The sequence below is a fragment of the Roseateles sp. YR242 genome (assembly GCF_900109745.1).
In the GTDB taxonomy this organism is placed as follows: domain Bacteria; phylum Pseudomonadota; class Gammaproteobacteria; order Burkholderiales; family Burkholderiaceae_C; genus Roseateles.
In genome coordinates this window covers 308021-323186 of record NZ_FOAV01000006.1, presented here as the reverse complement: position 1 = coordinate 323186, position 15166 = coordinate 308021, and the positions used below count along the sequence as shown (strand labels likewise).

The window sequence follows — 15166 nt, the reverse complement described above, 5'->3', positions numbered from 1 at the left end:
TGCGTCGGCCGACGCAACTGGCTGTTCGCCGACACCGTGGCCGGGGCCAATGCCAGCGCAAACCTGTACTCGCTGCTGCAAACCTGCCAGGTCAACGGCATCGACGGCTACCGCTACCTGCGCGCACTGTTCGTTGCGCTGCCCAAGGCCCAGACGGCGGACGACTACGCCGCATTGCTGCCCTGGCGCATCGACCTCGCGGCCTGAATCGCTTCTACCCCGACAACTCGTTGGCGCCAAGGGCGCAGTTCATTGACCGCTTACGTTCGGTGCCGGTGAGATCGTGGATCGTCAGCGTAAGGCGCTGTCAGCTGAGGCCGATGCGCGCCTCGTATTCAGTAGTGCTCCAAGAGCTGTGCGGTGCCGGTCGGCACGACCTCTCCAGAACTCCGGTTGACGATCAGCGGAGCGTTCCCTGCTAGGGCGTACTTGATGTCGCGAGTGTCACGGTACAAGCGCGAGGTGTAGAAGAAGACCCAGCCGAATGGGCGTTCGATGGTGTGCTCCGACACAAGGACCAGGGAGTCGCCTCCCGGAAGATCGTCGATTTTGGCGAGTTGCTTTTCTACCGCCGCGACGGCATCTTCGTAGTTCAAAATAAGCGTGCTTTCTCCGCCCCCGGATGTGCCAGCGGTTGAATTAACCCGGGTTCCGCGGAGGCCGTATGGTTTAAGTCAGCCCATCACGGCGGCGGTCTGACTGGCGAGTTGCCGGTAGTAGTTTGCATCGGCCTCGGCGGGCGATAGGGACAGGATCTACCCGACCAGGGACAGTCCAGATGCCACGCTGACCCGGCGAGCGAGGCAGCTCGCTCACGGCCGCCTCAGATATTCAAACGTCCCCACCTCCTTCACCTCCACCGCCGCCGCCTTCGCTGCCCGCATCGCATACCGAAACAGCGACATCGCCAAACTGACCCGGCGCACGCCGCGTTGGCTCAGTTCCTCCACAGTGAACGAGAGCCCGGGCACCCCCGCCATGAAGTTGACCGGCTTGCTCACCGAGCGGCAGACCTTTTCCACCGCATCCAGGTTGGGCAGCAGCGGCGCAAACAGCGTGTCAGCCCCTGCGCGTTCAAAGGCCTGAAGCCGGCGGATCGTGTCGTCCAGATCGTTGACCCCGTGCAGAAAGTTCTCCGCCCGCGCAGTGACACTGAATGCAAAAGGCAACGCCCGCGCCGCCTCAACGGCTGCTGATACGCGCGCCACGGCCAGGTCAAAGTCGAGGATCGGCGCGACGCTCGTCCCGCTGCTGTCCTCAATGGACCCGCTGACCGCGCCAGCCTCCGCCGCCTGACGGATCGTCAGTGCGCAGGCCTGAGGATCATGCCCAAACCCGTTGCCCAGGTCCGCATGCACGGGCACGGACGTGGCCGAAGCGATGAGACGGACATGCGCAATGGTCTCTTCACGCGTCAGCTCCCCATCCCGTTTGCCGACGGCTTCGGCAGCGGCCGCGCTGGACGTGGCCAGCGCCTCGTAGCCACAGTCCGTCAGCATTCGGGCGGAAGCGATGTCCCACGCGTTGGCAATGACAAAGGTCTGTGCCCGCTCATGCAGGGCGCGGAAGGCGAGTGCCTTTTCGGCTTGCGTCGGGGCGGCGGCGGATGCAGTTGAAGGGTTCATGAATCTGGCGCTCCTGGGTGGAAGCCTTGAATCCTACGCAGCCCACGCCCGCCATGCTCGCCAGAAACGGACATCTTCCCTGATGTCCTCAGACAGGGGCTCTGCATACACTCCCCGCAGCCGCCGTGGCCCATGGCCAAAGTCCCCCGCCATTGAGCTAACCTCGCGAACCCGTGGCGCCAGCGCAGGCCCAGTTGTTTCAGCCCTGCGTCCACCGCCCACCGCCCGAAAATCCATCTGCCCGTGACGATGAAACTCGCCGCTCCCGCCTTGCTCCTTGCCCTGGTCGCCACCTTCGGCGTTGTGCCCCCAGCATCTGCCCAGGCCCAAACTCAGGCCCAGGCCCAGGCCCAGGCCCAGGCCCAGAGCCGCGATTGGCGCAGCATCTTCGGCGACGCGCAATCCGCGTTGGAGAAAGCCCAATTCGCCAAGGCTGCCCAACTCGCCCAGCAGGCGCTGGATCTGGCGGAAAAAACAAAAGGGCCGGAGGATAGGACGGTCTCCCTGAGCCTGGGCCTGCTGGCCGCCGTGCATCAGGACCAGGGTCAGTTTGCCCAGGCGGAGCCGCTCTTCAAACGGGCGCTGGAGATCGATGAAAAGTCTCGTGCTACAGAGCCGCTCCTGGAAGCCACCAGCCTCAACAACCTGGCCTCCCTGTACCAGGAGATGGGGCGCTACCCCGCCGCCGAGGCGCTGTATGAAAAATCCCTCAAGATCCGCGAGGCCAAGCTCGGCACCAACCACCTGACCGTGGCCATTTCCCTGAACAACCTGGGCGGCCTGTACCTGGTCAAGGGTGATATGGACAAGGCGCTGCCTTTGTTCGAGCGCGCGCTGGACATCCGGGAAGAGCAACTGGGCAGAAACCACCTGCTCGTGGCCCAAAGCCTGAGCAACTACGCCGCTGTGCTGAGTGACCAGGGGAAGAACGAGGAAGCCGAGCCGCTCTACAAGCGCTCGCTGTCCATCCGGACGGGCCTGCTTGGCGCCACCAATCCAGCGCTGGCCACCAGCTTGAACAACCTCGCCATGTGCTACATGGCCCAGTACAAGTACGACGATGCGGAGCCCTTGCTCTACAAGGCCATGGTTTTCTACAAGAGCACGCTCGGGAACGAACACCCGTCGGTGGCGACGGTGCAGAACAACCTCGCCAGGCTCTATGCCGAGCAACGGAAATTCCCCGAAGCCGAAGCACTTGCCAAGCAGGCGCTGCGGACGCGGGAGAAGGTCCTGGGCCCGAATCATCCGGCCGTGATCCAGAGCCGCAAATACCTGGCAGCGATCTATAAGGCGACAGGGCGAGATGCGGACGCCAAGGAACTGTTGAGCCGCGCCACGGCCGCCGCCCAGACAACCCAGTGATGGCCAGATGATCCGGGCCCTGGCCCCGGGCCCGGCACCATGGGCCTCCTGCAGCGGCGAAACCCATCCACCATAATCGGTACGCCTTTTGCCCTGGCTGTGCCCATGTGCCCCCGCCCGTCTGCGTACCGCGAATATTTCGCCTGTGAACACTGCGACACACTGTATCGCCGGCCTCAACTCGCCGGCAACGAAGTGGCGCGATGCGAAGTCTGTAACGCCGTGCTGCTGCGGGCCAACCGGTTGACGCTGGACCAGTGGCTGGCACTCACCGTGGCCGCCGCCATCACCTTCCTCATTGCCAACTTCCGCCCGGTTGTTCTCATCAACTTCCAGGGCGCCCACAACGAATCCACCGTCTGGGGTGCCGTCATCGCGCTGGCACAACGCCCAACGGCGCCTATCGCGGTGCCCTTGGCGCTCACGCTCATCGTCGTCCCGCTGCTGCAGATTTCGTCCCTGCTGTGGGTTCTGGGCTTTGCCCGCACGGGCCGCCGCCCGCCGGGTTTCGAGCTGCTGATGCGCTTGCTGGTGGGCCTGCGGCCCTGGAGCATGGTGGAGGTGTGCCTGCTGGGCATCCTCGTGGCGATGATCAAGCTCTCCGATGTGGTCGCCGTCACCCTCGGCGCAGGCACCTGGGCCATGGCCGTGCTCACCGCGTTGATCGCCATCATCGCCAGCCGAGACATGCACTGGCTCTGGGACCTGGTGGATGAGCCCGAGCTCGCCCGCCGGGAAGGTCTTGCCGACGATGGCGCGGCCTCCCACGCCACCCACACCCGCCATGGCTGAGCCCGTGCTGCAACCGGGCGCCTCCGCCGCCGCCCAGCGCCGCCCACGAGCCTTCGAGCGCGGAGTGATCGGCTGCCACAGCTGCGGCCAGGTGAGCGCTCGCGCCGGCCTGCTGGACGCGCAGGCCTGCCCGCGCTGCGGTGCGCCGCTGCATCACCGCAAACCCAACAGCATTGCCCGCGCCTGGGCGCTGCTGTTGGCAGGCCTGATCTTTTATATCCCCGCCAACCTGCTTCCCGTCATGCACACCCAGATGCTGGGCAGAGGCGGGGACAGCACCATCATGAATGGCGTGGTGGAGTTCTGGCGCGCAGGCGCCTGGGACATCGCGTTGATCATCTTCGTGGCCAGCGTCGCGGTGCCCTGCACCAAGTTCCTGGCCATGGCACTGCTGCTGGTCACCACGCAGCGCCGCAGTACCTGGGCCCAGGCCGAGCGCAGCCGGCTCTACCGGTTTGTGGAGCTGATCGGCTACTGGTCCATGCTGGACGTGGTGGTGGTGGCGCTGGTGGCCGCGCTGGTGAAGTTCCGCCAGCTCAGCGACATCGAGCCCCGCATCGGCATTCTTTACTTCGGCATGGTCGTGATCCTGACCATGCTCTCCGCCATGAGCTTTGATCCCCGTCTGATCTGGGACGCCGAGAGACCGAATGAACCCTCCCACTGATTCCGCCTCCCCGCAGCCACCGGGTCCACCTTCCGACGGACGCGCGCCATGGCCGGAGGCCGGGCCGCTGCCCGATGCCGGCCTGCCAGGCGTCAAGCGCCGCCGTGGTGTCTCGCTGGTGTGGATCGTGCCGGCCGTCGCGGCCATCGTGGCCCTCTCCATCTTCGCCCGCAGCTGGAGCAACGAGGGGCCGGAGATCGTGATCAGCTTCCAGACAGCCGCCGGCCTGGAAGCCGGCAAGACGCCCGTGAAATACAAGGACGTCACCGTGGGCAGCGTGCGCTCCATCGCGCTGAGCCCGGACCGCTCGCACATCCTCGCCACGGTCAAGCTCTCACACAGCGCCAGCGGCCTGGCCCGCACGGACTCCCGCTTCTGGGTGGTGCGCCCCCGCATCGGCGTCGGTGGCGTGTCCGGCGTGGACACGCTGCTCTCGGGCGCCTACATCGGCGTGGACACCGGCACCTCCAAGGAAGAGCAGCACGACTTTGTCGGGCTGGAGGAACCGCCTGCGGTGATCAACGGGATGCCGGGCAAGACCTTCCTGCTGCACGCTTCCGACCTGGGCTCGCTGGATATCGGCTCGCCCGTGTACTTCCGCCGTGTGCAGGTGGGCCGGGTGGCCACCTACAAGCTCAACGAGCGGGGCACGGGCGTGGATCTGCAGATCTTCGTGGATGCGCCGTACGACCGCTTCGTCAACAGCAACACACGCTTCTGGAACGCCAGCGGGCTGGACATCTCGCTGGGGGCCGAGGGCCTGAAGCTCAACACCCAATCCGTGGCCACCATCGTGGCCGGGGGCATCGCCTTCGCCACGCCCCCGGACGACATGGCGCCCGTGGCCGCTGCCCGCGCCAGTTACCTGCTGGCCAACGATGAGCAGACCGCCATGGCCCGTGCAGATGGCCCGCCGCAATACGCGCGGTTCCGCTTCGACCAGTCGCTGCGCGGCCTGGCCGTGGGCGCGCCGGTGGAGTTTCTGGGCTTGAACATCGGCCGTGTCACCGCCATCACCCTGGACTACGACCCGGTGCGCAAGCGCTTCCCCGCCGTGGTCAGCGCCGAGATCTATCCGCACCGGCTCGATGCCGCCATGCAGCATGTGCCGGTGAAGGAGGGGGACCCCGAGTCCGTCACCACCCTGTTCGTGAAGAACCTGGTGGACGCCGGCCTGCGCGCAGAGGCGCGCACCAGCAACCTGTTGACCGGCCAGCGGTATATCTCGCTGGAGTTCTACCCGGGCGCACCCAAGGTGGCGATGGTGGCGCAGAGCCCGCTGCAGATTCCCACCATCGACAAGAAGGTGGACCAGATCCCCGAGCAGGTGGTGCACATCCTGGACAAGATCGAGAAGCTGCCGATGGAGCAGGTGGCTACCAACCTGAACAACAGCCTGCTGCAACTCAACGGCGCCTTGGGTACCTTCAACCAGACGCTGTATCAGGTGAACGGGCAGGTGCTGCCGGAGGCGACGGCCACGTTCCAGCAGGCGCAGAAGACCCTCAGCGCCGTCGGTGGTGCGGTGGGCGAGGATTCTCATCTCCAGCAGGACCTGAGCGAGACCTTGCGTGAGGTGGAGCGTTCGGCGCGCTCGTTACGGTCGCTGACGGACATGCTCTCGCGGCATCCGGAGTCGCTGCTCCGGGGGCGGCCGGCAGACGCGCCATTGCCGGCTGCCAATGCCACGCCGCCCACCCCCAATGCACCAGCGGCGACCTCGGTGGCGACCCCGCAGGTGCCGCGCTCTGAGCCGCCGCGCTCTGATGCTTCGCAGGAGTCCAAGAAGCCATGAAGTCCTCTTTGATCCATGTCGCAATGGCAGCACTGGCGGCGGTGGTGGGCGGTAGCCTGGCCGCCTGCGGCTCGGCGCCGATCACGTCCTACTACACGCTGACGCCGCCGGCCGCGAACGGCAATACGGCGGCGGCCCCATCAACGTCGCCACCGCTGCGCTTGCCTCCGGCCTATGTGATCGAGGTGCTGCCGGTGGGGGTACCCGAATCGCTGGACCAGCCGCAGATCGTCATCCGCAAGAGTGACAGCGGCGTGGCGGTGCTGGAAAACGAGCGCTGGTCCGCGCCCTTGAGTGAAGAGCTCAGGGCCGCCCTGTCGACCCAGCTTTCGCGCCAGCTCGGCACGCAGGACGTGGCCGGCCTGGGCGCACAGCCGGGGCGCGAGCTGTTGCGCATCAAGGTGCAGATGCGTCGTTTTGATGCCTGGCCCGGCGTGCGCGTGAACCTGGCGGCAGACTGGAGCATTGCCCAGGCCGGCGATACCCCGGCACGGCTGAGTTGCCGCACCGAGCTGACCGAGCCGGCGCTGGGCGGCTACACGGAGATGGTGGTTTCCCAGCAGCGCCTGCTGTCGCAGCTGAGCCAGGCCATTGGCGCGGCGATGGCCCGGTGGCCGCAGGGGCAGTGTCCCGGCCCCTTGCCGGCGACTGCAGGCGCCGCTGCCGCTGCCGGTGCAGGGCTCAGGACTTCGTGATCTTCACGAAGCGCAGATTCCATCCACCCGCGAGGGCCTTGACGGCGATCTGCTGCTGCCCGGCATCCAGCGTGACGCGCTGCGAGAGGGTGGTCCAGTTCTGCCAGCCACCCGTCGAAGGCACGGCCACGCTGCCATAGACCGGTGCGCCACCGGCCTTCTCCAGCTGCAGCGTTCCACCGCCGCTCAGGCTGGCGACCCGGTATTCGATGGTGTAGGTGCCGCTCTGCGGCAGGTTGAGGTTCCACACCACCCAGTCGTTGGCCTCGATCCAGCCCAGATCCTGGCCGCCTTCGCTTGACGCTTCGAGCTGCATGCCCTGCATCTGCGCAAAGCCGTCTGCTGCCAGCGTGGTGCTGAAGGCGGCTGTGCCCGTGAGGGCGCCCGTGCTGCTGAAGCTGGCATCCGAGCGGCCTTGGGCATCCGTCACCGGCTCCACAAACAGCAGCGAGTTGCGATGGCGAATCCAGCGGTCCCGGAAGTTGAAGGACTGGAACGACACGCCGTTGCCGTCCAGCAGGCTGGGCTGCTGGATGAAGGTGGCGTCCTGCTTGAAGAGATCGGACCCATCGTTGGTGTCCAGCCAGACCTCGCCATTGCGGTGGCGCAGATAGGCGTTTGGATAGTTGGCCGACTGGAACGACACACCGCTGCCGGCCAGGCCGGTGACCATGCGCCAGTTGCCGTCGTTGAACGGGTTGACGCTGCCGGCGGTGTCCACACGGCCGCGGCTGGCCTGATGGCGAATCACCAGGCCGGAGGGCGCGCGCGTGGTCCAGCTGTTCGTCGTGGTATTTGACGCCGCCTTGTACACCCGCACGTAGTCCACATACATCTTCGCCGGCAGGGCCGTCTCGTCAATGTTGAAGCCTGGCCAGTTGCCGCCCACAGCCATGTTCAGCAGCAGGAAGAAGTCGCGCTGGAATTCCTCGGTGCTGCCCGCGCCGTTGGTGATGTCGATGACGTGGAACTGCTTGCCGTCCACCGTCCAGCGGATGGCGTTGGGGTCCCACTCCACGGCGTAGTCGTGCCAGGCCGTGGTGTCCACGGCGATGTTGCCGCCATAGGAGGCATGGCCGCCATCCGTGCCCTGCCAATGCACCGTGCCGTACACGGCGGCATCGGTATTGACCTGCTCCATGATGTCGATCTCGCCGGAGGCCGGCCAACCGACGGTGCCCAGGTTGCTCCCCAACATCCAGAACGCGGGCCACATGCCGGTGCGGCGGGGCAGCTTCATGCGGGCCTCGATGCGCCCATAGCGGAAGTTTGCCAGCCCCTGCGTGGTCATGCGGGCCGAGGTGTAGCGATAACCGCCAAAATCCTCGCGCTTGGCGGTGATGACCAGGGCACCGTTTTCCACCGTGGCGTTCTCGCGGCGGTAGTACTGCAGCTCGTTGTTGCCCCAGCCCCCGGAGCCGTTGCCGGTTTCGAAGCGCCAGGCAGCGCTGATGCCGTTGGTGAATTCATCCTGCCAGACCAGTTGCCAGGTCTGGGCCTGGGCGGCGGCACCCAGCAGGCCGAGCGCGAACGCGGCCAATGATCGTTTCAAGCGTGTCATGGCCGTGGTCCTCATGGCAGGGTGTTGAGCGAGGCGCGTACGCCCTGGGAGAAGGTCAGGCCATCGTGGCGGTCCCAGTTGATCGACCAGGTCATGACGCCCCGCAGTGTGGGGTAGGCGACGGGGGGCTTGATGGCGCCGCATTGCGTCAGCCGCGTCAGGCAGTTCAGCGCCGCGGTGATGGTGGCCAGGCTGGCTTGTCCGCTGTTGGCGGACGATGGGCCCGACGGCAGGCCGAAGGCCACCTGGTCCGGGCGCAGCCCGCGGAACACGTAGGGGCCGGTGCCGTTGTTGGTGGTGAAGCCTTCGATCAGCATGCGGCTGGAGGCCACCAGCATGTCGGTGCTGCCTTCGGCCAGGCCTTGCGTGGCGTAGGGTGTGTAGACGGCGCCGTTGTTGTAGTACTGGACATGCAGCACGTTCAGTTCGTCGCGCAGGCCGTCGATGATGGGCAGGTAGGCGCCCCAGATCCCGCCGTAGGCGACGTAGCCGCCCTGCACGTACGGATGCTCTGGTGCCATCGAGAGATAGAAGCTGCTGCCGATGCGCGCTTTGAGCTGCTTGACCGCAGTGACCAGGTTGGTCTGCACCGCCGCGCCGGAGGTGACACCGGCACCGCTTTCCAGGTCGATGTCGATGCCGTCGAAGCCGTAGCGACGCATGGTGGCCTCGACGCTGTTGACGAAGTTCGTCACCTGCGTGGCGTTGTTGAGCGTCACCGTGCCATTCTGGCCACCGAAGGACAGCACGACCTTCTTGCCCTTGGCGCGTGCAGCCGCCACATCGGCAATGAAGCGCGCCTCGCCACCTGAACCGCCGTCCAGGTTGAAGGCGATGCTGCCGTTGCCCGCATCGTCGGCGAAGGCGACAACGATCACGTCGTAGTCGCTGGAGATTTCGCTGATCGGGAAGGTGGCGCCCGCCGGGTTGGTGAAGTTGTGCCAATAGCCGATCAGCTGATGGGCGCCAGGCGCGGGGGCTGGGCCGGGGGAGGGGGCCGGAGAGGGGGTTGGTGCGGGGGAAGGCGCAGGCGTAGGTGCAGGTGTTGGTGCTGGGGTCGGTGCCGGCCCCGGTGCGGTGGTACCGCTATAGACCGTCCAGGGCTGGCCGGAGCCTGCCGGGCCGCTGTGGGTGGAAGGCTTGTCGCCCTGGGTCCACCAGTTGGCGCGGTAGAGCACACCCCCATCGCTGACGATGGCGCCGCCCGCGTAGGCGGTGGCTGCATTCCACACGCCGTTCGGTGCCGGCGCGGCGGCAGGTGCCGGGGCAGGCGAGGGTGCGGGGCTGGGGGCGGGTGTCGGGGCTGGCGCGGGTGAAGGTGCGGGTGCGCCGCTGGCGGGGCCGACCAGTGTCCACAAGGATGCCGTGGTGGGATTCCAGCCGGTGCTGCTGTAGTCCGTCTGGTTGACGGTGGCACGGTAGATCTGGCCGTTGTAGCTGACGAGGCTGCCAGCGGCGTAGTACGTGTCGGCCTTCCAGGCGGCGGCGGTCTGCGCAACAGCGTGCAGCGTGACGGCCGCGGCGCCGAACGCGACTATCAGTCGCAAGGGCGTGGAGAGAGGTCGGACGGAGCGTGTCATGCGTGTCATGGCGGTGGTTCCAGGGGGTTGAAGGACCCGAGCGTGACGGGCGTGCTGCCCAGGAATCGCCGGTGTTTTGCTGGTCTTCCGGCGGCTGATCGCATCGGTGGCTTCAGACTGGTATTGCTTTGAGTGAAGAAATTAGCCACCGCTTGGATACCACTTTCAGAAATTGCGGCCCAACCGTCCCGGGTGGAAACCCGTAGGCGTGGTGACAAATCGTGGCGGCGTTGTCGCCCCTAGAAGGGGCTGCACCGGCGTTGGGCCTGCTCGCGCGGGATGCAAGGACCCTACGCGTGCTTACAGGCGGTACACGCGATACACGGGGACACGCCACAGGGGACACGGTGCCTGAAGAGGCTGCCGGCTCTGTCCTACATCACCGTCCGCCATCCACCGGCATCTCGGCAACATCCCAGCAGATATCTTCATGTCCATACCCCACGGAGAAGCCTCATGCAAAAAGCACTCGCCCCTTTCAGCAAGGCCCAAGCTGTCCAGATGGCCGGTATTCCGGAACATGTGATCGATTCGCTGGTGCATGAGGACGTGCTGGATTCAGATACGGGAACCCGCTTCACGTTCCAGGATCTGGTGTTGCTGCACGCTGCGCGCAGGCTTCAGGACAAGGGCGTCCCGAGCTACAAGATCATTGCGGCGCTGGCCAACGTGCGCAAGACGCTGGTGCCGGTGGCCTATCAGGACAGCCTGCGTTTCAAGCCCACCTCACTGCCGCACTGACCGGCAGCAGCCGCCCCGCAGCTCCATCATCGCCATCGCGCGCTCAGGCTGTGGTTGACGCCTTGCGGCCTATCCCGAGTCAGGGCCACCTCGGCTCGCGGGAGTGAAGCAGAGGGGCTGAACAGCTCCTTTTGCACAAACCACGCGAGCTTGCTGACGCCACAGGGTCGCATGGCTTGAGCGCGCGGCGACAATGGCCGGCCGCTTGAGTGAGGAGATAGGCGCCATGGCGTACCCGGAGGTTGTCGAAGAAGTTGCGAGCCGCTCGCAGCTCCGGCTGGCTCTGGGCCTGGCGTTGATCCTGCTGGCGACGGCCGCGCTGATCTTCCCGTATGCATCGACCCCGTTGGTGCCTTTGCCGCATGTCAGCGGCATGTACGGTGCAGCCATCGCGATGATCGACCTCGCGACCTTCTGGCTGCTGATTTCTTCTCCGCAACAACCCCGCTCACATGCCGTCATCGCGGCCGCCTACCTGTTCGGTGGGCTGATGGCGATTCTGCATGTGCTGAGCTTTCCCGGCGCGGTGTTTCCCCAGGGTCCGGTGATCGGCTCTCCCCATGCGGTGAGCTGGATGTTCATTGTCTGGCGCGCCGGCTTTGCTTCTTTCATCGCCTGGGCCATTCTCGTGGAGGGGCGGCCAGGAGCGCGGCACGGGCCGCGGGCCGGCTACCTGCCCGTCGTGGTGGCGGTTCTTGCGGCGACCGCAGCTTATGTGGGTTCGCAAATGAGCGATGCCGGCGCGCTGTCCAGCGTCGATGGGCGCCAGTTCTTCGGCAGTTTCAGCATCTCCGGGGCCTACTGGACCGCCGCGCTGGCGGTGCTGGCCCTGGTGCTGATGTGGCGGCGTGGCCTCTACAAACGATCGATCTTTGTCTGGCTGATGGTCGTGTTGACGGCGGAGGCGGCAGGTATCTGGCTCAGCACCTACAGCGGTGGGCGCTACACGCTGGCCTGGTACACGACCCGGCTGGAAGGCCTGATCGCCAACGCGGTGGTCCTGCTGCTGCTGGCCCAGCATTTCCGCCGGCTGCAGCATGACCTGACGGCGTCCGTCGACGTGCTGAAGGCCCGGACAGACGCGCTGCAGGCGGAGATCCACCGCCGCGAGAGTGCGGAAGCCAAACTGGCACAGGCCCAAAAAATGGAGGCGGTGGGGCAATTGGGCGCGGGGCTTTCTCACGACCTGAACAACATCCTGCAGGTCATCACCGGCCGCCTGTCCATCCTGCAGCGACGGGCTGGTTCATTGGCCGATGCCGATGTGGAAGTCATCCGCCGCAATATCCGCAAGGCCGAGACCCTGACCCGGCAATTGACGCTGCTGTCCGGACGGCGGCGCATGAATGCCCGCTCCCTCCATCTGGCGGCTGCACTGGCTGACATCGTGGAGGCCGTGCGCCCGTTGCTGGACGCGCGTTATCGCATCGCGCTGGAGATGGCCCACGATCTGCCTGCGGTGGCGCTGGACCCGCTGGAACTGGAGATTGCCCTCACCAATCTGATGACCAACGCGCGGGACGCGATGCCACAAGGGGGCGACGTGACGCTGCGGGCCCAGGTGGATTGGCAGGAAGGCGCCGGGCGTGCAATGCTTGTGAGCGTGCGGGATACCGGCGCGGGCATTCGACCCGAGTTGCTGGACCGGATCTTCGAACCCTTCTTCACCACCAAGGAAACGGGCAAGGGCACCGGTCTGGGCCTGGCGCAGGTGTATGGCTTCACCAAGGCCAGCGGTGGCCATGTGGAGGTGGAGAGCCAGCCCGACCAGGGCACCACCGTCACCATGATCTTCCCGCTGGTCGGCCATGCGGAGTCGCTACCGGCGGGCAGCGCGAATGATGGCCATGGCGGCGATGGTGGCGATGCGCTGGCTGTTTCACCAGTGAAGGCCGGGCAGGTGATTCTGCTGGTGGACGACAACGACGATGTCCGGGAAGCCTCGCTGCAACTGCTGGCGGCCGGCGGCTTCGTGGTGCGTGCGGCCCCCAATGCGCCGGAAGCCTTGCGGCTGCTGGAAGCGGGGCTGCAACCCGATGTGCTGATCTCCGACATCGTGATGCCGGGCGGCATGCACGGCGTCGAACTGGCGCGGCAGGTGCGCGCCGGCCTGCCGCGTGTGCGTGTGGTGCTGGTGACCGGCTATAGCGACGTGGCGCAGAGCGCCAGTGAAGAAGGCTACCCGGTGATCCGCAAGCCTTATGACCTGGCTGCGTTGCTGCGGGCGCTGGGCTGAACCGATCATTCCGGACGCCGCGCCCGTCCGCTCATCGTGGTGCGACCCAACGGGCCGTCAACGGCACCAGGCATAGCAGGCCGGCCAGCAGCCAGAAGGCGTTGGCCAGGCCCAGGCCATGCGCCACAAAACCAATCAGCGCCGGGCCCATCAACACGCCGGCGTAGCCGATGGTGGTCACGGCGGCGACGGCAAAGGCCGCCGGCATGGCCGTCTGCTGACCGGCGCGGCGAAAGAGCACCGGCACCAGGTTGGAAGCGCCCAGCCCCACCAGCACGAAGCCGGCCATGGCCACGGCGGCCACCGGGGCCAGGATGACGACCGCGACACCCAGCACGCCCAGGAGGCCGCCCGTGAGCAGGGTGAGCCGGTCGCCCAGCCGGGCCACCATGGCGTCACCGGTGAAGCGGCCGGTGGTCATGGCCACCGAGAACACCATGAAGCCCAGGCCACCGTGCTCCTGGGAAAGCAGGGCGGTGCTGGTCATCAGCAAGGCGCTCCAGTCCAGAATGGCGCCCTCCACCAGGAAGGTGACGCCGGCCAGCGCCGCCAGCAGCAGCACGATGCCTCGCGGCGCCACGAACAGCGGGCCCTGGGTTGAGGCCGTGGTGAGCAGCAGGTAGGGCCAGGCCACCACGATCGCGCTGACCATCAGCGCTGCACCGAGCAAGGTCGCGTGCAGCGGCTCGAAGTCCAGCGACAGCAGCAGCGTCATGAAGCCAGCACCCGCAAAGCCTCCCACGCTGTAGAGCGCATGGAAACCGGACATGAGCGGCCGTTGGCTCTTCTTCTCCACCTCCACCGCATTCACATTCATGGCCACGTCCAGCGAGCCCAGGCAGCCACCAAAGACGGCCAGCGCCAGACCCAGCGACCACGGGGTGGCCAGCACGGTGAGCAGCGGCAGGCACAAGGCCAGGCCCAGGCCGCTGACCACGATGACCGGTTTGGTGCCGTGCCGTGCGCTGATCACGCCCGCCAGCATCATGGCCGACACCGAGCCCAGCCCCAGGCACAGCAGCAGCGCACCGAGCGCAGCTTCGTCCACGCCCAGGCGTTGCCGGGCAAAGGGCACCAGCGGCGCCCAGCAGGCAACGCCGAAGCCGGCCACGAGAAAGGCCAGCCGGACCGCCAGACGGGTTTCCGGGCGGTCGGTGGCGGAGGGCTCGGTCGAGAAGGATGGTGATGTGGTGTTCATCAGAAGGCCTCCGCCTGGATGATCTGTACACCGGCCTCGCGCAGGGGGCGCACCCGCGCCGGATCGGCATCGTGCTCGATCACCAGGGTGTGGAAGGCGTTCAGCTCCGCGAATTGATAGTGGACCGAGGAATGCAGCTTGTCGCTGGCGATCATGGCGACCCGGTGCCGGCTGCGCTCGACCAGGGTGCGTTTGAAGACCACCTCGTTGAAATGGGTCGCCATGGCGCCGTCCTCCACCGTCAGCCCGCAGACACCCACGAAGCAGCGGTCAATGCGCATGCGGCTCAGGCTGGCCGTGGCCGCCGCATCCACGCTGCCGCCCAGATGCGGGTCCACCTCACCGCCGATCAGCAGCAGACGCAGGTCTTGTCGGCGCAGCGCGGCTGCGGCCACGTCCACACCGTTGGTGGCCACGGTGAGGTCAGCATCTTCGGGCAAGAGGTCCACCAGGGTGACGTTGGTGCTGCCGCTGTCCAGGAAGAGCAGTTCTCCGCGCTGCACGGTGTTGGCGCCGGCGCGGGCCAGCGCCGTCTTTCGCTCGGGATCTTCTTGCAGCCGGGCGGTGATGGGGCGGTCGTGGCTGGGGATGGGAATGGCACCCCCGTAGACCCGGCGGCATCGCCCGTCTGCCGCCAAGGCGCGAAGGTCGCGGCGGATGGCGTCTTCGGAGAGGGCGAACTCGGCGGCCAGGTCAGCTGCGACCACGGCCTGACCAGCGGCCAAGCGCTCGGCGATGAGGTCGCGGCGAGCGCGGGGAAGGTCGGGTTGGCTCATGAATGTCCTGCGTTGATCGTTAGATCATGCCAGAACATTCTCGATTGTGCACGGTGTTGCACGTTTGTGGGATGTCGCACGTGTGCAGCGACGCCGGAGCGTTGCCCTGCGCCTGCGTCTGCATGGCAGGCCAGA

The 15166-nt window shown here is 66.5% G+C and carries 14 protein-coding genes; 8 read left to right on the top strand and 6 right to left on the bottom strand.

Translation table 11 applies throughout. The features are described from left to right. Positions 1–207: transposase domain-containing protein (locus BMY53_RS14345; protein ID WP_143074078.1), on the top strand; the 207-nt coding region annotated here is incomplete at its 5' end. Between the two features lie 128 nt (positions 208–335). On the opposite strand, the gene BMY53_RS14340 is transcribed toward BMY53_RS14345, so the two are convergent. After that, complete coding sequence (locus BMY53_RS14340; RefSeq protein ID WP_177200882.1) at positions 336–596, bottom strand: YrhB domain-containing protein; 261 nt, start codon at positions 594–596, stop codon at positions 336–338. A gap of 216 nt (positions 597–812) precedes the next feature. Beyond that, positions 813–1625, bottom strand: coding sequence for an isocitrate lyase/PEP mutase family protein (locus tag BMY53_RS14335; protein ID WP_092947142.1), 813 nt, complete (start codon positions 1623–1625; stop codon positions 813–815). 249 nt (positions 1626–1874) lie between these two features. On the opposite strand from BMY53_RS14335, the gene BMY53_RS14330 reads away from it, so the two are divergent. From BMY53_RS14330 to BMY53_RS14310, 5 genes are all read left to right on the top strand, one after another. Next, positions 1875–2990 carry a tetratricopeptide repeat protein gene (locus BMY53_RS14330; RefSeq protein ID WP_092947141.1) on the top strand — a complete coding sequence of 372 codons (1116 nt, stop codon included), beginning with the start codon at positions 1875–1877 and terminating at the stop codon, positions 2988–2990. A 105-nt stretch (positions 2991–3095) separates the two neighbouring features. Beyond that, entirely contained in the window at positions 3096–3782 is a 687-nt protein-coding gene (locus tag BMY53_RS14325) for a paraquat-inducible protein A (protein WP_092947140.1), read from the top strand. Then, complete coding sequence (locus BMY53_RS14320) at positions 3775–4449, top strand: paraquat-inducible protein A (protein WP_092947177.1); 675 nt, start codon at positions 3775–3777, stop codon at positions 4447–4449. The genes BMY53_RS14325 and BMY53_RS14320 overlap by 8 nt, the downstream gene beginning before the upstream one ends. Next, on the top strand, positions 4433–6244 hold the full coding sequence (locus tag BMY53_RS14315; protein WP_092947139.1) for a PqiB family protein: 1812 nt from the start codon (positions 4433–4435) through the stop codon (positions 6242–6244). Before BMY53_RS14320 ends, BMY53_RS14315 begins: the two co-directional genes overlap by 17 nt. Then, on the top strand, positions 6241–6939 hold the full coding sequence (locus BMY53_RS14310; RefSeq protein WP_218151235.1) for a PqiC family protein: 699 nt from the start codon (positions 6241–6243) through the stop codon (positions 6937–6939). The genes BMY53_RS14315 and BMY53_RS14310 overlap by 4 nt, the downstream gene beginning before the upstream one ends. On the opposite strand, the gene BMY53_RS14305 is transcribed toward BMY53_RS14310, so the two are convergent. Together BMY53_RS14305 and BMY53_RS26425 are read right to left on the bottom strand one after the other, a co-directional pair. Then, entirely contained in the window at positions 6926–8500 is a 1575-nt protein-coding gene (locus tag BMY53_RS14305) for an AbfB domain-containing protein (RefSeq protein ID WP_092947138.1), read from the bottom strand. The two genes, BMY53_RS14310 and BMY53_RS14305, sit on opposite strands and share 14 nt — an antisense overlap. An 11-nt stretch (positions 8501–8511) precedes the next feature. After that, entirely contained in the window at positions 8512–10089 is a 1578-nt protein-coding gene (locus BMY53_RS26425; protein WP_255370200.1) for a chitinase, read from the bottom strand. 447 nt (positions 10090–10536) lie between these two features. Between BMY53_RS26425 and BMY53_RS14295 the strand changes: the two genes are divergently transcribed. Together BMY53_RS14295 and BMY53_RS14290 are read left to right on the top strand one after the other, a co-directional pair. After that, entirely contained in the window at positions 10537–10821 is a 285-nt protein-coding gene (locus BMY53_RS14295; protein ID WP_092947137.1) for a MerR family transcriptional regulator, read from the top strand. Positions 10822–11047: 226 nt separating this feature from the next. Further along, entirely contained in the window at positions 11048–13057 is a 2010-nt protein-coding gene (locus tag BMY53_RS14290) for an ATP-binding protein (RefSeq protein ID WP_177200881.1), read from the top strand. A 31-nt stretch (positions 13058–13088) separates the two neighbouring features. On the opposite strand, the gene BMY53_RS14285 is transcribed toward BMY53_RS14290, so the two are convergent. Further along, a complete protein-coding gene (locus BMY53_RS14285; RefSeq protein ID WP_092947135.1) occupies positions 13089–14255 on the bottom strand; it encodes an MFS transporter in 1167 nt (388 codons plus the stop codon). Continuing rightward, positions 14255–15031, bottom strand: a complete 777-nt coding sequence (locus BMY53_RS14280; protein ID WP_092947134.1) for a DeoR/GlpR family DNA-binding transcription regulator — start codon at positions 15029–15031, stop codon at positions 14255–14257. Before BMY53_RS14280 ends, BMY53_RS14285 begins: the two co-directional genes overlap by 1 nt. Between the last annotated feature and the right edge of the window lie 135 nt (positions 15032–15166).